The sequence below is a fragment of the Pseudomonas sp. FP1742 genome (genome assembly GCF_030687145.1).
GTDB classification, from domain to species: domain Bacteria; phylum Pseudomonadota; class Gammaproteobacteria; order Pseudomonadales; family Pseudomonadaceae; genus Aquipseudomonas; species Aquipseudomonas frederiksbergensis_D.
On the sequence record NZ_CP117460.1, the window covers coordinates 6,250,494 to 6,268,292 of the forward strand.

At 59.3% G+C, this 17,799-nt stretch carries 16 protein-coding genes; 11 read left to right on the forward strand and 5 right to left on the reverse strand.

The genetic code is table 11. The features are described from left to right. The first annotated feature begins 48 nt into the window (after nt 1-48). The 5 genes from PSH64_RS28430 to PSH64_RS28450 all read left to right on the forward strand — a co-directional run bounded on the left by PSH64_RS28430 (nt 49) and on the right by PSH64_RS28450 (nt 4,773). On the forward strand, nt 49-1,479 hold the full coding sequence (locus PSH64_RS28430; RefSeq protein WP_105340790.1) for a coniferyl aldehyde dehydrogenase: 1,431 nt from the start codon (nt 49-51) through the stop codon (nt 1,477-1,479). A 28-nt stretch (nt 1,480-1,507) separates the two neighbouring features. After that, nucleotides 1,508-2,053 (forward strand): twin-arginine translocation pathway signal protein, encoded by a 546-nt coding sequence (locus PSH64_RS28435; RefSeq protein ID WP_305479312.1) that lies wholly within the window; start codon nt 1,508-1,510, stop codon nt 2,051-2,053. Nucleotides 2,054-2,207: 154 nt separating this feature from the next. Beyond that, entirely contained in the window at nt 2,208-3,803 is a 1,596-nt protein-coding gene (locus PSH64_RS28440) for a GMC family oxidoreductase (protein ID WP_105340788.1), read from the forward strand. A 115-nt stretch (nt 3,804-3,918) separates the two neighbouring features. Next, nucleotides 3,919-4,398, forward strand: coding sequence for a pantetheine-phosphate adenylyltransferase (gene coaD, locus PSH64_RS28445; protein WP_007975368.1), 480 nt, complete (start codon nt 3,919-3,921; stop codon nt 4,396-4,398). A 123-nt stretch (nt 4,399-4,521) separates the two neighbouring features. Beyond that, nucleotides 4,522-4,773, forward strand: a complete 252-nt coding sequence (locus PSH64_RS28450) for a YfhL family 4Fe-4S dicluster ferredoxin (protein ID WP_105340786.1) — start codon at nt 4,522-4,524, stop codon at nt 4,771-4,773. A gap of 141 nt (nt 4,774-4,914) precedes the next feature. Here the strand turns inward: PSH64_RS28450 and PSH64_RS28455 are convergent, their stop codons facing one another. The 3 genes from PSH64_RS28455 to PSH64_RS28465 are packed head-to-tail and all read right to left on the reverse strand — an operon-like array spanning nt 4,915 to nt 6,948. Further along, complete coding sequence (locus tag PSH64_RS28455) at nt 4,915-5,238, reverse strand: multidrug transporter (protein WP_305479313.1); 324 nt, start codon at nt 5,236-5,238, stop codon at nt 4,915-4,917. Between the two features lie 54 nt (nt 5,239-5,292). Beyond that, nucleotides 5,293-6,105 carry a bifunctional DNA-formamidopyrimidine glycosylase/DNA-(apurinic or apyrimidinic site) lyase gene (gene mutM / locus PSH64_RS28460; protein ID WP_305479314.1) on the reverse strand — a complete coding sequence of 271 codons (813 nt, stop codon included), beginning with the start codon at nt 6,103-6,105 and terminating at the stop codon, nt 5,293-5,295. 30 nt (nt 6,106-6,135) lie between these two features. Continuing rightward, on the reverse strand, nt 6,136-6,948 hold the full coding sequence (locus PSH64_RS28465; protein WP_305481217.1) for an HDOD domain-containing protein: 813 nt from the start codon (nt 6,946-6,948) through the stop codon (nt 6,136-6,138). 284 nt (nt 6,949-7,232) lie between these two features. Here PSH64_RS28465 and PSH64_RS28470 point away from each other — a divergent pair, with 284 nt between their 5' ends. The 5 genes from PSH64_RS28470 to ilvD all read left to right on the forward strand — a co-directional run bounded on the left by PSH64_RS28470 (nt 7,233) and on the right by ilvD (nt 14,231). Beyond that, complete coding sequence (locus PSH64_RS28470; protein WP_090326160.1) at nt 7,233-8,429, forward strand: class I SAM-dependent rRNA methyltransferase; 1,197 nt, start codon at nt 7,233-7,235, stop codon at nt 8,427-8,429. Nucleotides 8,430-8,865: 436 nt separating this feature from the next. Then, entirely contained in the window at nt 8,866-9,945 is a 1,080-nt protein-coding gene (locus tag PSH64_RS28475; RefSeq protein ID WP_305479315.1) for a SagB family peptide dehydrogenase, read from the forward strand. Next, nucleotides 9,942-10,919, forward strand: a complete 978-nt coding sequence (locus PSH64_RS28480) for a diiron oxygenase (RefSeq protein WP_105340781.1) — start codon at nt 9,942-9,944, stop codon at nt 10,917-10,919. Before PSH64_RS28475 ends, PSH64_RS28480 begins: the two co-directional genes overlap by 4 nt. Further along, the gene (locus PSH64_RS28485; RefSeq protein ID WP_105340780.1) at nt 10,912-12,132 is read left to right on the forward strand and encodes an MFS transporter; all 1,221 of its coding nucleotides are present in this window, start codon (nt 10,912-10,914) and stop codon (nt 12,130-12,132) included. The genes PSH64_RS28480 and PSH64_RS28485 overlap by 8 nt, the downstream gene beginning before the upstream one ends. A 257-nt stretch (nt 12,133-12,389) precedes the next feature. Next, entirely contained in the window at nt 12,390-14,231 is a 1,842-nt protein-coding gene (gene ilvD / locus PSH64_RS28490; protein WP_105340779.1) for a dihydroxy-acid dehydratase, read from the forward strand. Between the two features lie 235 nt (nt 14,232-14,466). Here the strand turns inward: ilvD and PSH64_RS28495 are convergent, their stop codons facing one another. Next, nucleotides 14,467-15,534: a phosphorylcholine phosphatase gene (locus tag PSH64_RS28495; RefSeq protein WP_105340778.1), complete on the reverse strand. Its 1,068-nt coding sequence runs from the start codon at nt 15,532-15,534 to the stop codon at nt 14,467-14,469. 238 nt (nt 15,535-15,772) lie between these two features. On the opposite strand from PSH64_RS28495, the gene PSH64_RS28500 reads away from it, so the two are divergent. After that, nucleotides 15,773-17,164, forward strand: a complete 1,392-nt coding sequence (locus PSH64_RS28500; protein ID WP_305479316.1) for an L-cystine transporter — start codon at nt 15,773-15,775, stop codon at nt 17,162-17,164. Nucleotides 17,165-17,274: 110 nt separating this feature from the next. Here PSH64_RS28500 and PSH64_RS28505 read toward each other — a convergent pair whose 3' ends face one another. Continuing rightward, nucleotides 17,275-17,787, reverse strand: coding sequence for a dihydrofolate reductase (locus tag PSH64_RS28505; RefSeq protein ID WP_305479317.1), 513 nt, complete (start codon nt 17,785-17,787; stop codon nt 17,275-17,277). Nucleotides 17,788-17,799 lie beyond the last annotated feature (12 nt).

Here is a 17,799-nt window from a genome sequence, read left to right on the forward strand (position 1 = left end):
AGAGCATAGACTCTAAAAACCCTCATTCGAATAATTCCGGAGCCGATCATGCCTGCAGACATCGCCTACCTGAAGACCCTGCAGCAGCCCCTGGACGAACTCCAAACCCTGTTCGACGCTCAACGCGCGGCCTATGCAGGCAACCCGATGCCACCTGCGGCCCAGCGCCAACAATGGCTGAAGGCGTTGCGGGATGTGTTGAGCAATGAGCGCCAGGCCTTGATCGACGCCATCGGCCAGGATTTCAGCCACCGCAGTGCCGATGAAACCCTGCTCGCCGAATTGATGCCCAGCCTGCACGGTATTCATTACGCCAGCCAGCACCTCAACGGCTGGATGAAAGCCTCACGGCGCAAAGTCGGCCTCGCCTTTCAGCCGGCGTCGGCCAAAGTCGTCTACCAACCGCTGGGCGTGGTCGGGGTGATCGTGCCGTGGAACTACCCGCTTTATCTGGCCATCGGCCCACTGGTGGGAGCGTTGTCGGCGGGCAACCGGGTGATGCTCAAACTCAGCGAATCCACACCTGCCACCGGTTTGCTGCTCAAGGAGTTGCTGGGCCGCATCTTCCCCCAAGACCTGGTCTGCGTGGTACTCGGCGAAGCCGATATCGGCGTGGCATTCTCCCGGCTGCGTTTCGATCACCTGCTGTTCACCGGCGCCACCAGCATCGGCAAACACGTGATGCGCGCCGCCGCCGAGAACCTGACCCCGGTGACCCTCGAACTGGGCGGCAAGTCCCCGGCCATCGTTGCCCGCGATGTGCCACTCAAGGACGCCGCCGAACGCATCGCTTTCGGCAAGACCCTCAACGCCGGGCAAACCTGTGTCGCCCCGGACTACGTGCTGGTGCCGGAAGACCGTGTCGGTTCTTTCGTCGAAGCCTATCGCCAGGCCGTTCGCGGTTTTTATCCGACCCTGGCCGACAATCCGGACTACACCGCCATCATCAATGACCGGCAATTGGCGCGGCTTAACGGCTACCTCAGCGACGCCACCAGCAAAGGCGCGCTGTTGGTTCCACTGTTCGAGCAGGGCCAGGGCCGACGCATGGGTCATAGCCTGCTGCTCAACGTCAACGACGACATGACGGTGATGCAGGACGAAATTTTCGGCCCGTTGCTGCCAATCGTCCCCTACAAGGATCTCGACGAAGCGTTTGCCTACATCAACCAACGGCCTCGTCCGCTGGCGCTGTATTACTTCGGCTACGACAAGCGCGAGCAAAACCGCGTTCTCCACGAAACCCATTCCGGCGGCGTCTGCCTCAATGACACCTTGCTGCACGTTGCCCAGGACGACATGCCGTTCGGCGGCATCGGCGCCTCGGGCATGGGCCACTACCACGGTCACGAAGGTTTTCTGACCTTCAGCAAGGCCAAGGGTGTGCTGATCAAACAGCGTTTCAACGCGGCGAAGCTGATCTACCCGCCCTATGGCAAAGCCATTCAGAAACTGATCCAGAAGCTGTTCATCCGCTAACGATCAACACCGCCGGGTAATAACAATAATGAGCCCAAGCCTGTCCGATACCACCACGCTGTCACGGCGTGGCCTGCTTAAATTCAGCCTGGGCGCCAGCGCCTTTCTGGCCACGGCCGGATTAGGCGCGAGCCTCAGCGGTTGCTCGTCGAGCACCCCGGCCAACGGCTTCGCGATGCTGCGCAGTGGTGACCTGCTGTTTCTGCGGGCACTGATTCCGGTGATGCTCGATGGCGCCGTGGCCGGAGAAAAAATGCCGGCCGCCATCGAAGGCACCCTCAAAAGCCTGGATGACAGCCTCGATCACCTGTCGCCGGAGATGCTCAAGCTGACCCGGCAATTGTTCGATGTGCTAGGGATGAGCATCACCCGCGGCCCACTGACCGGGATCTGGGGCAGTTGGGAAAACGCCGGCGGCGAACAGATCCGACACTTTCTCGAGCGCTGGGAAAACAGCTCGTTGAGCCTGCTGCGCATGGGCCATAGCTCGTTGCTGCAACTGGTGATGATGGCGTGGTACAGCCGCGCGGAATCGTGGGTGCATTGCGGGTATCCGGGGCCGCCTACGGTCTGAAACCGGGTCGCCGCTATCGCGGGCAAGCCACGCTCCCGCAGGTTTTGAGATGGGCCACCCTTTTGTGAACGACTCAAACCCTGTGGGAGCGTGGCTGCCCGCGATGGCGTCAGCCACATCACCACCAAATCCAAAATAATAAGAGAACCCGAACATGCCCGTACCCGATCCGTTCCGCGAAGGCCTGGCCCGTGGCTGGAAAACCTACAACGGCGCCCGATTGAACCAGGACCTGACCCTCGAAGCGGATGTGGCGATCATCGGCAGCGGTGCCGGCGGCGGAACCACCGCCGAAATCCTCAGCGCCGCCGGCTACAAGGTGCTGTTGATTGAAGAAGGCCCCCTCAAGACCAGCAGCGACTTCAAGATGCTCGAAGACCAGGCCTACACCAGCCTCTACCAGGAAGGCATCGGACGCATGAGCAAGGACGGCGCAATCACCATCCTTCAGGGCCGGGCAGTAGGCGGCACAACGTTGATCAACTGGACCTCGAGCTTTCGCACCCCGGACCCGACGCTGGAACACTGGGCCAAGGAACACGATGTCAAAGGCCATACGCCGGCCGAGATGGCGCCCTGGTTCGAGCAAATGGAACAACGCCTGGGTGTCGCCCCGTGGCTGGTGCCGCCCAACGCCAACAACGACGTCATCCGCAAGGGCTGCGAAAAACTCGGCTACGCCTGGCATGTGATCCCGCGCAACGTGCGCGGCTGCTGGAACATCGGCTACTGCGGCATGGGTTGCCCGACCAACGCCAAGCAATCGATGCTGGTCACGACCATCCCGGCGACCCTGGAAAAAGGCGGCGAGTTGCTCTATCTGGCCCGCGCCGAACGGCTGTCGATCAAGGACGACAACGTCACGGGCCTGCACTGCGTGGCGATGGATGAACGCTGCGTTGCGCCCACCGGACGCACGATCATGGTCAAGGCACGGCATTACGTGCTGGCCGGTGGCGGGATCAACAGCCCGGCGCTGCTGTTGCGCTCAGAGGCACCGGATCCGCATGAGCGCCTGGGTAAACGGACCTTTCTGCATTTGGTCAACATGTCCGCCGGGCTGTTCGACGAGGTGATCAACCCGTTTTACGGTGCGCCGCAGTCGATTTATTCCGACCATTTCCAGTGGCAGGACGGCACCACCGGCAAGATGTCCTACAAATTGGAAGTCCCACCGCTGCACCCGGCGCTGGCCACTACCCTGCTCGGCGGTTTCGGCACGGAAAACGCCCGGCACATGGAAAACCTGCCACATACCCACGCCATGCTGGCGTTGCTGCGCGATGGTTTTCACCCGGACAGCCCCGGCGGCAGTGTCGAATTGCGCGGTGACGGCACGCCGGTGCTCGACTATCAGGTGTCACCGTATGCCTGGGACGGGTTGCGCCGGGCATTCCATAGCATGGCCGAAATCCAGTTTGCCGGTGGCGCCAACGCTGTGATGCCGATGCATGCCGACGCCCATTACGTGAAAACCCTCGCCCAAGCGCGTGCATTGATCGACGGATTGAGCCTTGAGCTGTATCGCACGCGCCTGGGCAGTGCTCATGTGATGGGCGGTTGTGCCATGGGCGAAGACTCGAAAAACGCCGTGACCGACAGCCTCGGTCGACATCACCAACTGCGCAATCTGTCGATTCACGATGGCTCGCTATTCCCCACCAGCATTGGGGCAAACCCCCAATTGTCGGTCTACGGGCTGACGGCGCAACTGGCGAATTCACTGGCCGATCGTTTGAAAAACCCATGAAAACGCGGAATATTCCCATCGTCTATAGTGCTTTCTTACCCAACAGGCGACTTGGCCGACCGGGAAGGCTGCGATACCATCCGACTCCCCAACGGACTCCCGCCAGGACGACGCGATGAACCGAGTGTTGTACCCAGGTACCTTCGACCCTATTACCAAGGGCCATGGCGATCTGGTCGAACGCGCCTCGCGCCTGTTCGATCATGTGATCATCGCCGTCGCCGCCAGCCCGAAGAAAAACCCGCTGTTTCCCTTGGAACAACGTGTGGAGCTGGCTCGCGAGGTCACCAAACATTTGCCGAACGTTGAAGTCGTCGGCTTCTCGACGCTGCTTGCGCATTTTGCCAAAGAGCAGAATGCCAATGTGTTCCTGCGTGGTTTGCGCGCGGTGTCGGACTTTGAATACGAGTTCCAGCTGGCCAACATGAACCGCCAACTGGCGCCGGATGTGGAAAGCCTGTTTCTTACCCCGTCCGAGCGTTATTCGTTCATTTCCTCGACGCTGGTCCGTGAAATCGCAGCCCTGGGCGGCGATATCACCAAGTTCGTCCACCCGGCGGTGGCCGACGCCCTCACCGAACGCTTCAAAAAGTAGGAGCTGCCGAAGGCTGCAATCCGCTGCACTTGATCGCGCCCGCGTGCACTGCGGGCGCCAATGCGGCACAATTGTGCGCATTGGTTTATTGCGCCCGGGCCTGCCGCCCCGGCTGGAGTTAGCATGTCCCTGATCATCACCGACGATTGCATCAACTGCGACGTCTGCGAACCCGAGTGCCCGAACGCCGCCATTTCCCAGGGCGAAGAGATCTACGTGATCGACCCGAACCTGTGCACACAATGTGTCGGCCACTACGACGAACCACAGTGCCAGCAGGTCTGCCCGGTGGATTGCATCCCGCTGGACGAGAACCATCCGGAAACTGAAGAACAGTTGATGGAGAAATATCGGAAAATTACCGGCAAGGCTTGAGCCTGACCGTTTTGTGTTGTCTTCCCGGGCCTCTTCGCGAGCAAACCCGCTCCCACATGGGGTTTGTGAACAACACAGATTCAATGTGGGAGCGGGTTTGCTCGCGAAGACGTCATCAGCAGCACCGAATACCTGACTGCCTCATTCCTGCTGCTCAAAACCCTCCCCGATACACCCCAGGCACCGTACAAACGCCGCTTTCGCCGGGTCGACCACCAACGCCTGCCCCGCATCGCCAATGCCACCCCCCAACGCGGTGAAGGGCAGCGACACCACAAACGCCCCGGCGCCGATCACCGTCGCCACCACCAGTAATGGTCGAGCAATCAGTAGATCGCCAAGCATGGCGTAGGCCGGCGGGTTCTGGATGGTGTAACGCGGGTCGCCGCTGCCGTTCTCAGTAGCCAGCGCGGGCGCACCGACGCTCAGCAGCAGCGTGACGACAAGGGTTCGAAACAGATTCATGGCACGGTCCTTCGGCTAGGCAGTGAGAACACTGACTATAGACCGTAGCCGATATCAGCTCTGACAGCGCGGACAAAAGACGCTGGCGCGCTGCCCAAGTTTGACTTCCCGCAGCCCCGTGCCACAGACCTTGCAGTGTTCACCACCACGGCCGTATACGAACAGCTCCTGCTGGAAGTACCCCGGCTGGCCGTCGCCGCCGATAAAGTCCCGCAACGTGGTACCGCCCCGTTCGATGGCGAGCGCCAGGATGCGCTTGATCTCGATCGCCAGCTTCAAATAACGCCCCCGGGAAATGCTCTTGGCCTCGCGGCGCGGGTCGATGCCGGCAGCAAACAGCGCTTCGGTCGCGTAGATATTGCCGACGCCAACCACCACCGCGTTATCCATGATGAACGGCTTGACCGCCATGGATCGCCCGCGGGACAGCTGGAACAGACGCTCGCCATCGAACAGATCGGTCAACGGCTCCGGCCCCAGGCGAACCAGCAGTTCGTGATTCAGCGGGTCGAGACTCCAGAGCATCGCCCCGAACCGACGCGGGTCGGTGTAACGCAGGGCCAGGCCCGATTCCAGCTCGATGTCCACATGCTCATGCTTGGCCGCCGGCATGCCGACTTCCACCAGGCGCAGATTCCCCGACATACCCAAATGACTGATCAGCGTGCCGACTTCGGCATTGATCAACAGATACTTGGCCCGCCGTTCCACCAGCACAATGCGCTGGCCGGACAGCCGCACATCCAGGTCTTCGGGGATCGGCCAGCGCAGGCGGCGCTCACGCACGATCACCCGGCTGACGCGCTGGCCTTCCAAGTGCGGTGCAATTCCGCGGCGGGTGGTTTCGACTTCCGGCAGTTCTGGCATGGGGCTCTCGAATCAGGCGAGGTTCGACACTCAACGTGTGGCGAGGTCGCGAATTTCTTGTTTCTGGGTTTCAAAATCGTATTCCGATAGACCGATGTAATCGAGCACCAGATGCCCGACATTGTTCCATTCGTGGTCTTCGGACTGGTTGCCCAGCACCCGATAGGAGGCACAAATGTGCTCGGCCATCTTCAGGATTGCCAGCAGATTTTTCAGCGGTGTATTGCGGCACGACTCATCGCTGAAAATGGCCAGGGCATTGTGATGGTTGGCAATGGCCTGGGTGACATGTTCCGGCAGACGCCAGGACTTGGCGGTGTAATACCCGACCACGGCGTGGTTGGTGTTGTACTGCCTGTTCTCGGTATCCACCACGCGGCATTCGGCGCTGGCGTTGGCGTAGGCCTGTTCCAGAACCTTCATGTAATCAGGGAATTTCTTGAGCATCAGCGGAATGCCGCAATCGTGGAACAGGCCCAGCGCATAGGCTTCATCACCGGCCTGGATACCGACGCGCTTGGCCAGGGTCAGGCATGTCATCGCCACATCCTGCGCCGTGTCCCAGAAGCGATTGAGGGTGACGATGGCGTCGTCATTCAGCTCGCCCTTGATCGACTGCGCGTTGATCAGGTTGATGATCGAACGACTGCCCAACAGGTTTACCGCACGCTGGATCGCGGTGATCTTGTTGCTCAAGCCGTAATACGGCGAGTTGACGATTTTCAGCAAGGCACCGGAAAGGCCAGGGTCCTGGGAGATCAGCTTGGCGATCACCTCCAGGTCCGGGTCGGGCATATATTGCTCCATCTGCAGATCCACCATGATCTGCGGCTGGGGCGGCACGCTGATGCCTTGCAGGGACTGTTGAATCTGTTCGGCCGTCAACTCTTGGGACATAAGTACACACTCCGGGTCAGGCGGGGATTCTAACCCTTAAAAAGATCGATCCGACAGCCAGTCAAGCAATCCATGTGAGAGGGGGCTTGCTCGCGAAGGCGGTGTGCCAGGCAACATTAATGTCGACTGACACGCCCTCTTCGCGCGCAAGCCTGCTCCCACAGGTCGACCACCAAACCCGCCACTCCCTCAACACGCTATACTCCCGCTCTTTTTTCCGGAGCGACGTCATGTCCCTGCCTAGCCTGCGCCTCAAAGCCAACGCCGACCGACGCCTGCGAAACGGCCACCTGTGGGTCTACAGCAACGAAATCGATGTAGCCGCCACCCCATTGCACGGTTTCAAGGCCGGCGACCAAGCGATCCTCGAAGCCGCCGGCGGCAAGCCGCTGGGCATCGTTGCCATGAGCCCGAACAACCTGATCTGCGCCCGCCTGCTGTCGCGCGATATCAAGCTGCCGCTGGACAAGTCGCTGCTGGTGCATCGCCTGAACGTCGCCCTGTCCCTGCGTGATCGCCTGTTCGACAAGCCGTTCTATCGCCTGGTCTACGGCGACTCCGACCTGCTGCCAGGCCTGGTGGTCGACCGTTTCGGCGACATCCTGGTGGTGCAAATCGCGTCGGCGACCATGGAAGCTCACAAAGATGACGTGATCGCGGCCCTGACCCAAGTGCTCAAGCCAAGCGGCATCCTGTTCAAGAATGACTCCGCCGCCCGTGACGCCGAAGGCCTCAACCGTTACGTCGAAACCGTATTCGGCCTGGTGCCGGAGTGGGTAGCTCTGGAAGAGAACGGCGTGAAGTTCGAAGCACCGGTCATCCAGGGCCAGAAAACCGGTTGGTTCTACGATCACCGCATGAACCGCGCGCGTCTGGCACCTTATGCCAAAGGCAAACGCGTACTGGACTTGTACAGCTACATCGGCGGCTGGGGCGTGCAAGCGGCCGCCTTCGGCGCCAGTGAAGTGTTCTGCGTCGATGCTTCGGCCTTCGCCCTCGACGGCGTCGAGCGCAACGCCGCGCTGAACGGTTTCGCCGAGAAAATGACCTGCATCGAAGGTGACGTGTTCGAAGCCTTGAAAGAGCTGAAAGCCAGCGAAGAACGTTTCGATGTCATCGTGGCCGACCCTCCTGCCTTCATCAAACGCAAGAAAGACATGAAAAACGGCGAAGGCGCCTACCGTCGCCTGAACGAACAAGCCATGCGCCTGCTCACCAAGGACGGCATTCTGGTCAGCGCATCGTGCTCGATGCACCTGCCGGAAGACGATCTGCAGAACATCCTGCTGACCAGCGCCCGCCACCTGGACCGCAACATCCAGATGCTCGAGCGCGGCGGCCAGGGCCCGGATCACCCGGTTCACCCGGCCATTGCCGAAACCCGCTACATCAAGAGCATCACCTGCCGTCTGCTGCCAAACAGCTGATTACGCCGGTTTGACGGGGAGCCAACAGGCTCCCGTCAGCCGTTTTGACGCCACAATATTTACTCTACAACTCCAATTTCTTACTCTGCGGTCCTACTGGCTTGCAGGACATTTCCCTGCATCTTTTATTTGAAGGAATATAACTTACAAAACTGTTCCAAGCCCAAGATCGCTCCGACAAAATTACTGGAATTTTCCTACTTAATATCTCCTTGAAAAGGGCTCATTACAGCCTATGATTGAGTTGTCACCACGAAGTGACACTCACTATCAAATGACAAGGAGTCATAAACATGAAAGCAATTACTCTGGAAGCTAACAAAATCGCCAACCTGGCTTTTCTGGTCGCACCAAAAGCCCGCTAAGTAAATGAGACGCTGGGGAGTGCCGGCTACCCAGCGTTTTCTATGGCACCGTCCAGAGCGAACCACCCACCATGCAGATAAATCCATATCTATTCATACTTCCGCGCACGCCCCGCCAAATAGTCTGGGATTACAAGAACCACAAACAATTTGAACTCAACCTTGAATACTCAACCAGACTTGCACAACTTATCAACAACCCCGAATCGTATAACGACAGCAATATAGTTGACACTCAACTCCTGAACGCAGGAATACTGACAACATCAATACAAGACACGATTGAATGGGGTTGGGATGAACTATCGAAGATATTCCATATCGGCACCAAAAACATTCCATGTGAATATATCCCTCAGAACATTCATGAATGGTCGAGACACTATCTGGACCATTGCACCGAAGTGCTGGCCGCACCCGCGCCGGGCAGCAGGCTCATAGAACGCCAGGCGCCGGATCTGATTACCCTGCCGAAACCTTCCTGCCTGCCGGAAGGCTCTCTTGCCAACGTCCTGATCGGCCGAAAAACCTGCCGTACCTTCACCAATGCCGCCGTTTCACTGGAAGCTATCGGCACGCTGCTTTACCTGTCCCTGGGCTACTTGCATGAGCGCGAAAACGATGTCGACGAAACCCTTGTCGAAGGTCTCGATGCCCGACGCAGCAGCCCATCCGGCGGCGGGCTGAATGCCTGCGAAGGCTTTCTACATGTACACAACGTCAGCGGCCTGAAGCCCGGGCTCTACGCCTACCATCCCGCCGACCACGCCCTGAGTTTCGTCAACCCGACACCTGACTCACCACTGGGGCTGTTGTTGTGCGGGCAGCACTTCATCAACAACCTGCCCGTGGGCCTGTTCATCACCAGTCGATTCGACAAGCTGTGGTGGAAATATGAACACTCGCGAGCCTACCGAATGGCCTTCGTGGAAGCGGGGCATATCTCTCAAACATTCCAACTGGTGGCCACTGCACTGGGGTTGAACACCTGGCTGACGGGGGCGCTGGCCGAAGATCAGGTCGAGGTCTTGCTGGGGATCGAGGCCAGCGCAGAACAACCGTTGTTTTTTGTCGGCTGTGGCTACAGCGACGGACAAGTGATGTGCAAGGAGTTGAAAGATCTTCTGAACAGTCGGGAGCCTCAACCATGACCACTCCCATCATTGCCCCGCTGGAGCACCCCGTTTCCCGGGCGCTTCGTTTCACCCTCGGCGACTGGAATACCCGCGCATCAGTGCGAACCAGCGAGTACGACTATGTGTTGCCGCCAGACCTGGAGCAGCAACTGGAAACGCGCCACTGGTTTCCTCCAGGCTTTCTGGCTTACCTGTCTCACCCGGCTATCCAGGCGGCAGGTCAAACCGTCATCCATCGGCTGTCGGCCAATCATCTGGTGTACTTCCTCGACTACACCACTTTGCTTGAGCACCGCATCGTCAACCGCTCCGTGGAAACCATCATCCACGATGAACTGAACGTCCATATTCCCTCGCGAATGAAGACCGCCGCGCTTCAGCTTTATACCGACGAGGGATACCACGCCCTGTTCTCCAATAGCCTTGCCGAACAGGTTGCCCTGTTCTACGGAATCAGCCGGCGTCCGGTCATGCCCCACCGCATCATGCGATTGAACACCCTGCTCGACCGCGCCCCTGAAAGACACAGGGCGCTGGCCTGGTTTCTCGTCGGGTTCGTGTCGGAGACGATCATTGCCAAGGAACTGCTCGATGTCTGCCGTAACGACCTGGTTTCCAGCGTCCAGGCAATGCTCAGGGATCATCTGGGGGACGAGGCACGCCACAGTCGCTATTTCTCTGAAGTGTTCCATTACCTGTGGCTGACGCTGAACAGCCATCAACGCACGTTTGCCGCCAAAACGCTGCTCGACATCATCCGGATATTCTTCGAGGCCGATGAACGATGGATGCGTGAAAGCCTGCACAGCGCGGGTCTTGGCCAGACCACCATCACGGATATTCTCGGCGCCCTGAGCAGTCCGCAAGCCACTGATCTACGGGCGCGATCCGGGGCTGGGGCGACGCTTCAGGCTTTGAAAAAGGCTGGTTTTTTCGACTCGCCTGACAACCAGCAACTGTTCATGAAGGCAGGGCTTATCGATGGCTGAAGGACAATCCGCAGTAACCGCCAGACAACGTCGGGGAGCGGCCAGCCTGTTGTTGGCAATGGTGCTGCTTGGCGTGTTCCCGCTGGATGTCCTGCTGCCCTCCTTCCCTGCGCTCGCCGAACACTTTCGCAGCACGCCCGCCGACATTGCGCTGTCGATCAGTCTGTTTGCCGTCGGCATAGCGGTCTCCCAACTGCTGATAGGGCCGCTGTCGGATGCGATCGGGCGCAAAGGGCTGTTGCTTGCCGGAATAACCGTTTCGATGCTGGGCGCAGTGGGCTGCACACTGACCACGGACTATGTCCACTTCCTGCTGTTCCGTGTGATTCAGGCGCTCGGCTGTGGCTGTTTCGTGCTGTCTCAAGCGCTGATTCAGGACCTGTTCGAGGGTGAGAAGCGTGACCGGTTGCGGATCCTGATGGTGACTGCCACTGGCGTTTTCATCTCCGTTTCTCCGTTGGCCGGTACGTTTCTGCAAGCCACACTGGGCTGGCGGGGCAGCTTCTGGGTGTTTACCGCACTGGCTGGAATAGTGCTGCTCAAGGCCTGGTTTTTTCTCGAAAATACTCGGCCAGCGGCAACCGGAGCACGACTGAATATCTTCCAGCCCTACCGCCAGATCTTGTGCGATGTCGACTTTCTGTCCTACTGGCTGATTTCAGCCTTTGCTTTCGCCTGCCATTTTTCCTTCATCGTGATTTCGCCGCTGATTTTCATGGATCGACTGCAGCTATCGGCCTATGACTTCTCCCTGGTCCTGCTGGCATACGGCGGCGCCTACATTATCGGCGGCATGGTTGCGACGCTGCTGGGTAAACGTCTCAGTCCCGGCCATCAAGTCATCAGCGGGCTGAGCCTGATCCTGCTGTCCGGCCTGATCATGCTTTACCTCTCAAGCCACTTTGCGTTGTCCCCGATCACCGTCCTGGTACCGATGCTCATCTGTACCGCCGGCACCACCATTGCCCGACCGGCCGCCACGTCCAAAGCCATGAGCCTGTTCCCCGAAAATGCGGGAACCTCGGCGTCGGCCGGCAGCACGGTGATTTTCATCTGCGGTGGGTTGATCAGCGCGCTCATCAGCTTGAGCCCGACCAACCTGCAATCCACCCTTGGATACAGCTTCATCATTTTGAGTAGCATGGCGCTGGCGCTCAACAGTCGTATCCATAGCCGAGCCAAAAGCCCGGGAGCCAGCCCAAGTGTCGAATAATCCTGCCGGTCGTCATCCCACGCGCGCCGTCAGCACTGGATCAGCACTTTCCGGCATTCCCTCCTGACGCCAGCGGTGTAGAATCGCGAGATTCATCGCCAGTCATCCCCCGGCGGGTTTATGAGCTCAAGCTGAAGCGCGCGGCGATCCCGCAAAGTTATCGGCAACTTCCGGACACACGGCCATTTCTGAGTGTTCCAGACGTCAATAGAAGCTCACTTCCCTTTTGATACCTGATTAGCCGCCCGGAGTGCTCCATGCCTGATTACCGCTCGAAAACATCCACCCACGGCCGCAACATGGCCGGTGCTCGCGCACTGTGGCGCGCCACGGGGATGAAAGATGACGACTTCAAGAAGCCGATCATCGCCATTGCCAACTCCTTTACCCAGTTCGTACCGGGCCATGTGCACCTCAAGGATCTGGGTCAGCTGGTCGCTCGTGAAATCGAACGGGCCGGCGGCGTAGCCAAGGAATTCAACACCATCGCCGTGGATGACGGCATCGCCATGGGCCACGACGGCATGCTCTATTCGCTGCCGAGCCGCGAGATCATCGCCGACTCCGTCGAATACATGGTCAACGCCCACTGCGCCGACGCCATTGTCTGCATTTCCAACTGCGACAAGATCACCCCTGGCATGCTGATGGCCGCCTTGCGCCTGAACATCCCGGTGATCTTCGTGTCCGGCGGCCCGATGGAAGCCGGCAAGACCAAACTGGCCAGCCACGGTCTCGACCTGGTCGACGCCATGGTGATCGCCGCCGACTCCAGCGCCTCCGACGAGAAGGTCGCCGAGTACGAGCGTAGCGCCTGCCCTACTTGCGGCTCCTGCTCCGGCATGTTCACCGCCAACTCGATGAACTGCCTGACCGAAGCCCTCGGTCTCGCGCTGCCGGGCAACGGTTCGACCCTGGCCACCCACAGCGACCGCGAACAGCTGTTCCTGCAAGCCGGCCGCACCATCGTCGAGCTGTGCAAGCGTTACTACGGCGAGAACGACGAGTCGGTGTTGCCGCGCAACATCGCCAACTTCAAGGCGTTCGAAAACGCCATGACCCTGGACATCGCCATGGGCGGTTCCACCAACACCATCCTGCACTTGCTGGCCGCGGCCCAGGAAGCCGAGATCGATTTCGACCTGCGCGACATCGACCGCCTCTCCCGCCATGTACCGCAACTGTGCAAGGTCGCGCCGAACATCCAGAAGTACCACATGGAAGACGTGCACCGCGCCGGCGGGATCTTCAGCATCCTCGGCTCCCTGGCCCGTGGCGGCCTGTTGCACACCGACCTGCCGACCGTACACAGCAAGACCATGGCCGAAGGTATCGCCAAGTGGGACATCACCCAGACCACCGATGAAGCGGTGCATCACTTCTTCAAGGCGGGTCCTGCGGGCATCCCGACACAAACCGCGTTCAGCCAGTCGACCCGTTGGGAAACCCTCGACGACGACCGTGAAAACGGCTGTATCCGCAGTGTCGAACACGCTTACTCGAAAGAAGGCGGCCTGGCCGTTCTGTATGGCAACATCGCGCTGGACGGCTGTGTGGTGAAAACCGCCGGTGTCGACGAGTCGATCCACGTCTTCGAAGGCAACGCGAAGATCTTTGAAAGCCAGGACAGCGCCGTACGCGGCATCCTCGCCGACGAAGTGAAGGCCGGCGACATCGTGATCATTCGTTACGAAGGCCCGAAAGGCGGCCCGGGCATGCAGGAAATGCTGTACCCGACGTCGTACCTGAAATCCAAAGGCCTGGGTAAAGCCTGCGCCCTGCTGACCGACGGCCGTTTCTCCGGCGGCACGTCGGGCCTGTCCATCGGCCACGCTTCGCCAGAAGCCGCTGCTGGCGGCGCAATCGGTCTGGTGCAGGATGGCGACAAAGTCCTGATCGACATTCCGAACCGCTCGATCAACCTGTTGGTCAGCGACGAAGAACTGGCCGCGCGCCGGGTCGAACAGGACAAGAAAGGCTGGAAGCCGGTGGAAAAGCGTCCACGTAAAGTGACCACCGCTCTGAAAGCCTATGCCCTGTTGGCGACCAGCGCCGACAAGGGTGCCGTGCGTAACAAAGCGATGCTCGACGGGCTGTAATACTTAACCGTCGAACAAAAAATGCCCCGTCAAGTGCGGGGCATTTTTTTGCGATCAACTCGGGCAACTGCCATCCACAAACATTGCAGGCAACCCGAATTTGGGAGCGGGCTTGCTCGCGAAAGCGGTCTGACAGTCACCATTGATGTTGAATGTGATGGCCTCTTCGCGAGCAAGCCCGCTCCCACATTTGTTCTATGTTGCCTTTGAGAGTGAGCCTGGTCGCGATTCGGTTTTATTGAATCTCTTCCGGCTTGACGATCACCCAGTTCTTGTCCGCCGTCACCGCCAACCCTTCTTTGGCCTGGGCTGCAGCGTTTTTGGCCATCATGCCGTTAATCTGGGTCATGTATTTGTCTTTGCGGTTGACCCACAAATGGATGCCGCCCTTGGACACGTCGACACTGTGGAACAGCATGTAACCATCGCTGGTCGGGGTATCGCCGCCCACCAGGACCGGTTTCTTCCATTCATCGATGTAGGTCAGGATGGCCGCCTGCTTACCGGACATCCAGGTGGCCGGGGTCCACAGGTACGGAGTCAGTTCCAGGCCCAGGTTAGCCTTTTCGTCATACTTGCCGGCAGTAATCTGCTTACGCGCCGTGGTCAGCTCGCCAGTCTTGCGGTCCTTGAGCAGCGTGGTCACGCCGATCACGTTCTGCGGTTTGACGTTATAGCCGTACTTCGGATCGGCAGCGACCATGCGCACCAGCTCTTCGGAGGCAGCGGTCATCACGTAGACCTCGATGCCGTTCTCCATCAGCTTGTTGTAGAGCTCTTTCTGACCGGTGAAGATTTTCGGCGGGTTGACGTCGATGGTCTTGACCACGTCGCCGTCATAATAAGTGCTCGGCACCGGCTTGCCAGATGCCATCAACTCATCGACGTTGGCCTTGAGCTCCTGAAGCGTGAAGCCGGAAAACACTTGGGCGACCCATGGATAGCAAACCATGTCGTCGATTTCGCAGAGGCGATAGTAGTAGCTGAACAGGCTTTCCTTGTGGTCGGCGGTGTCCTTGAACGGCATCAGTTTCAGGGAGGGGTCAAGGCTCTCGCGGGTGATCAGGCCCTTGTTTTCCATGAACGGCAGCAATGACTCTTCGAGGTCGTAGCGGTAGCTGGTGTTGTCCATGTCGAACACCGCAAAGTTACCCTTGTTGGCATTGGCCGCGATCATCGCGTCCAGCGCCTTGGCCTGATCCGCTGGCCAGTGTTGCAGATCGGTGGCGAATACCTGCCCGACAAGGCCCAGGCCCAACCCCAATCCCAGTGCAGCAGCAAGAAATTTCGGTGCAAGTTTCATCGTCGTTTCTCCCCAGTTCAAAGAAATCGACGCTAACAAATAAGTGTGACAGTCCTCGTCTGCCCGCGACCGCTTGCATCCTGATTCCGCCAGCGGCATTCCCCATAGCGTCACCGGCTTATTCCAAAAACGACAGACGACCGCTGTTTTTGATATTAATTCATTACATATCAAGCTGTTAGGCTTACCGGTTCGCAGTCACACATGAAGGTGGCTGGCACAAGTCTATGGAGCCTCTATGAATCTGCCGCTGATCCTCAATCTGCTGGTGTTCCTCGCCTTGCTCTTTGGCCTGGCGCAAACCCGTCACACCACCTGGAGCCTGGCCAAAAAGGTGTTGCTGGCCTTGGTGCTGGGCGTGGTATTCGGTGTTGCTTTGCACTCGATTTATGGTGCGGGCAACCCGGTACTCAAAGCCTCGATCGGCTGGTTCGATCTGGTGGGCAACGGTTATGTGCAGTTGCTGCAAATGATCGTGTTCCCGCTGGTGTTCGCTTCGATCCTCAGTGCCGTGGCCCGTCTGCACAACGCTTCGTCGCTGGGCAAGATCAGCTTCCTGACCATCGGCACGCTGCTGTTCACCACCGCCATCGCGGCGCTGATCGGTATCGGCCTGACCAACCTGTTCGGTCTCACCGCCGAAGGTCTGGTCGCCGGCACTCAGGAAATGGCTCGCCTGCAAACCATCCAGACCGACTACGCGGGCAAGGTCGCCGATCTGAATGTGCCGCAACTGTTGTTGTCGTTCATCCCGCAGAACCCGTTCGCCGACCTCGCTCGCGCCAAACCGACGTCGATCATCAGTGTGGTGATCTTCGCCGCATTCCTTGGGGTCGCGGCGCTGCAACTGCTCAAGGATGATGTCGAGAAAGGTCAGAAAGTGATCAACGCCATCGACACCCTGCAAGCCTGGGTGATGCGCCTGGTGCGCCTGGTGATGAAGCTGACCCCATACGGCGTGTTGGCGCTGATGACCAAAGTGGTCGCCGGCTCCAACCTGCAAGACATCATCAAGCTCGGCAGTTTCGTGGTGGTGTCCTACATCGGCCTGGGCCTGATGTTTGTGGTCCATGGCGTGCTGGTATCAGCCGCCGGGATCAACCCGCTACGGTTTTTCCGCAAGATCTGGCCGGTGCTGACGTTTGCCTTCACCAGCCGCTCCAGCGCCGCGACCATTCCGCTGAGCATCGAAGCCCAGACCAGCCGTTTGGGTATTCCACAGTCCATCGCCAGTTTCGCTGCCTCGTTTGGCGCGACCATTGGCCAGAACGGCTGTGCCGGTCTGTACCCGGCGATGTTGGCGGTGATGGTTGCGCCAACCGTGGGCATCAACCCGCTGGACCCGCTGTGGATCGCGACGTTGGTGGCGATTGTGACGCTGAGTTCGGCCGGGGTGGCCGGGGTTGGTGGCGGTGCAACCTTCGCCGCGCTGATCGTGTTGCCGGCCATGGGCTTGCCGGTGTCACTGGTGGCGTTGCTGATTTCGGTTGAACCGCTGATCGACATGGGTCGTACGGCGTTGAATGTCAGTGGGTCGATTACCGCTGGGGCGATTACCAGCCAGATCATGCAGCAGACGGATAAAGCGCTATTGGATGCAGATGAGCATTCGGAGTTGGCTCACGCTTAACCCGCACTGATCGTTCCCACGCTCCCGCGTGGGAATGCCTCAAGGGACGCTCCGCGTCCAGTGACGCCGAGCGTCACGGGCTGCATTCCCACGCAGAGCGTGGGAATGATCTATGTGCGCTCCCACACCTCAAAGCTGTACGCCGGCTTATCGCCTTCTGCCGGATTCGGAACATTCGACACCAGCTTCCACTGGTTCACATCAAACTCCGGAAACCACGCATCCCCTTCCGGGCTCAGCGCCACGCGCGTCAGGTATAGCCGATCGGCCTGCTCCAGACCTTGCGCATACAACTGCGCACCACCAATCAACATCAACTCATTGGCACCCTGCTCCAGCGCCCATTCCTCGGCGCGACCCACGGCCGTCTCCAGTGACGGATAAACCTCCGCGCCTTCCAGCTGCAGATCCGCCTGGCGACTGACCACGATGTTCAACCGGCCCGGCAGCGGACGACCGAGGGAATCCCAGGTCTTGCGCCCCATGATGATCGGCTTGCCGAGGGTGGTGGCCTTGAAGTATTTGAAGTCCCCCGGCAAGTGCCAGGGCATGCTGTTGTCGACGCCGATCACACGGTTTTCACCGAGGGCTGCGATCAGGCTGAGGGGGAGTGATTTAGTCATGCCGGCGAGGAT

Excerpts from the sequence above, each read along its gene's own strand:
- PSH64_RS28450 (WP_105340786.1), top strand. The coding sequence starts at position 4,522 with ATGTCCCTGATCATCACCGACGATTGCATCAACTGCGACGTCTGCGAA.
- mutM (WP_305479314.1), bottom strand. The coding sequence starts at position 6,105 with ATGCCAGAACTGCCGGAAGTCGAAACCACCCGCCGCGGAATTGCACCG.
- PSH64_RS28455 (WP_305479313.1), bottom strand. The coding sequence starts at position 5,238 with ATGAATCTGTTTCGAACCCTTGTCGTCACGCTGCTGCTGAGCGTCGGT.
- PSH64_RS28470 (WP_090326160.1), top strand. The coding sequence starts at position 7,233 with ATGTCCCTGCCTAGCCTGCGCCTCAAAGCCAACGCCGACCGACGCCTG.
- PSH64_RS28485 (WP_105340780.1), top strand. The coding sequence starts at position 10,912 with ATGGCTGAAGGACAATCCGCAGTAACCGCCAGACAACGTCGGGGAGCG.
- PSH64_RS28430 (WP_105340790.1), top strand. The coding sequence starts at position 49 with ATGCCTGCAGACATCGCCTACCTGAAGACCCTGCAGCAGCCCCTGGAC.
- PSH64_RS28440 (WP_105340788.1), top strand. The coding sequence starts at position 2,208 with ATGCCCGTACCCGATCCGTTCCGCGAAGGCCTGGCCCGTGGCTGGAAA.
- PSH64_RS28495 (WP_105340778.1), bottom strand. The coding sequence starts at position 15,534 with ATGAAACTTGCACCGAAATTTCTTGCTGCTGCACTGGGATTGGGGTTG.
- PSH64_RS28475 (WP_305479315.1), top strand. The coding sequence starts at position 8,866 with ATGCAGATAAATCCATATCTATTCATACTTCCGCGCACGCCCCGCCAA.
- PSH64_RS28480 (WP_105340781.1), top strand. The coding sequence starts at position 9,942 with ATGACCACTCCCATCATTGCCCCGCTGGAGCACCCCGTTTCCCGGGCG.
- PSH64_RS28505 (WP_305479317.1), bottom strand. The coding sequence starts at position 17,787 with ATGACTAAATCACTCCCCCTCAGCCTGATCGCAGCCCTCGGTGAAAAC.
- PSH64_RS28435 (WP_305479312.1), top strand. The coding sequence starts at position 1,508 with ATGAGCCCAAGCCTGTCCGATACCACCACGCTGTCACGGCGTGGCCTG.
- ilvD (WP_105340779.1), top strand. The coding sequence starts at position 12,390 with ATGCCTGATTACCGCTCGAAAACATCCACCCACGGCCGCAACATGGCC.
- coaD (WP_007975368.1), top strand. The coding sequence starts at position 3,919 with ATGAACCGAGTGTTGTACCCAGGTACCTTCGACCCTATTACCAAGGGC.
- PSH64_RS28500 (WP_305479316.1), top strand. The coding sequence starts at position 15,773 with ATGAATCTGCCGCTGATCCTCAATCTGCTGGTGTTCCTCGCCTTGCTC.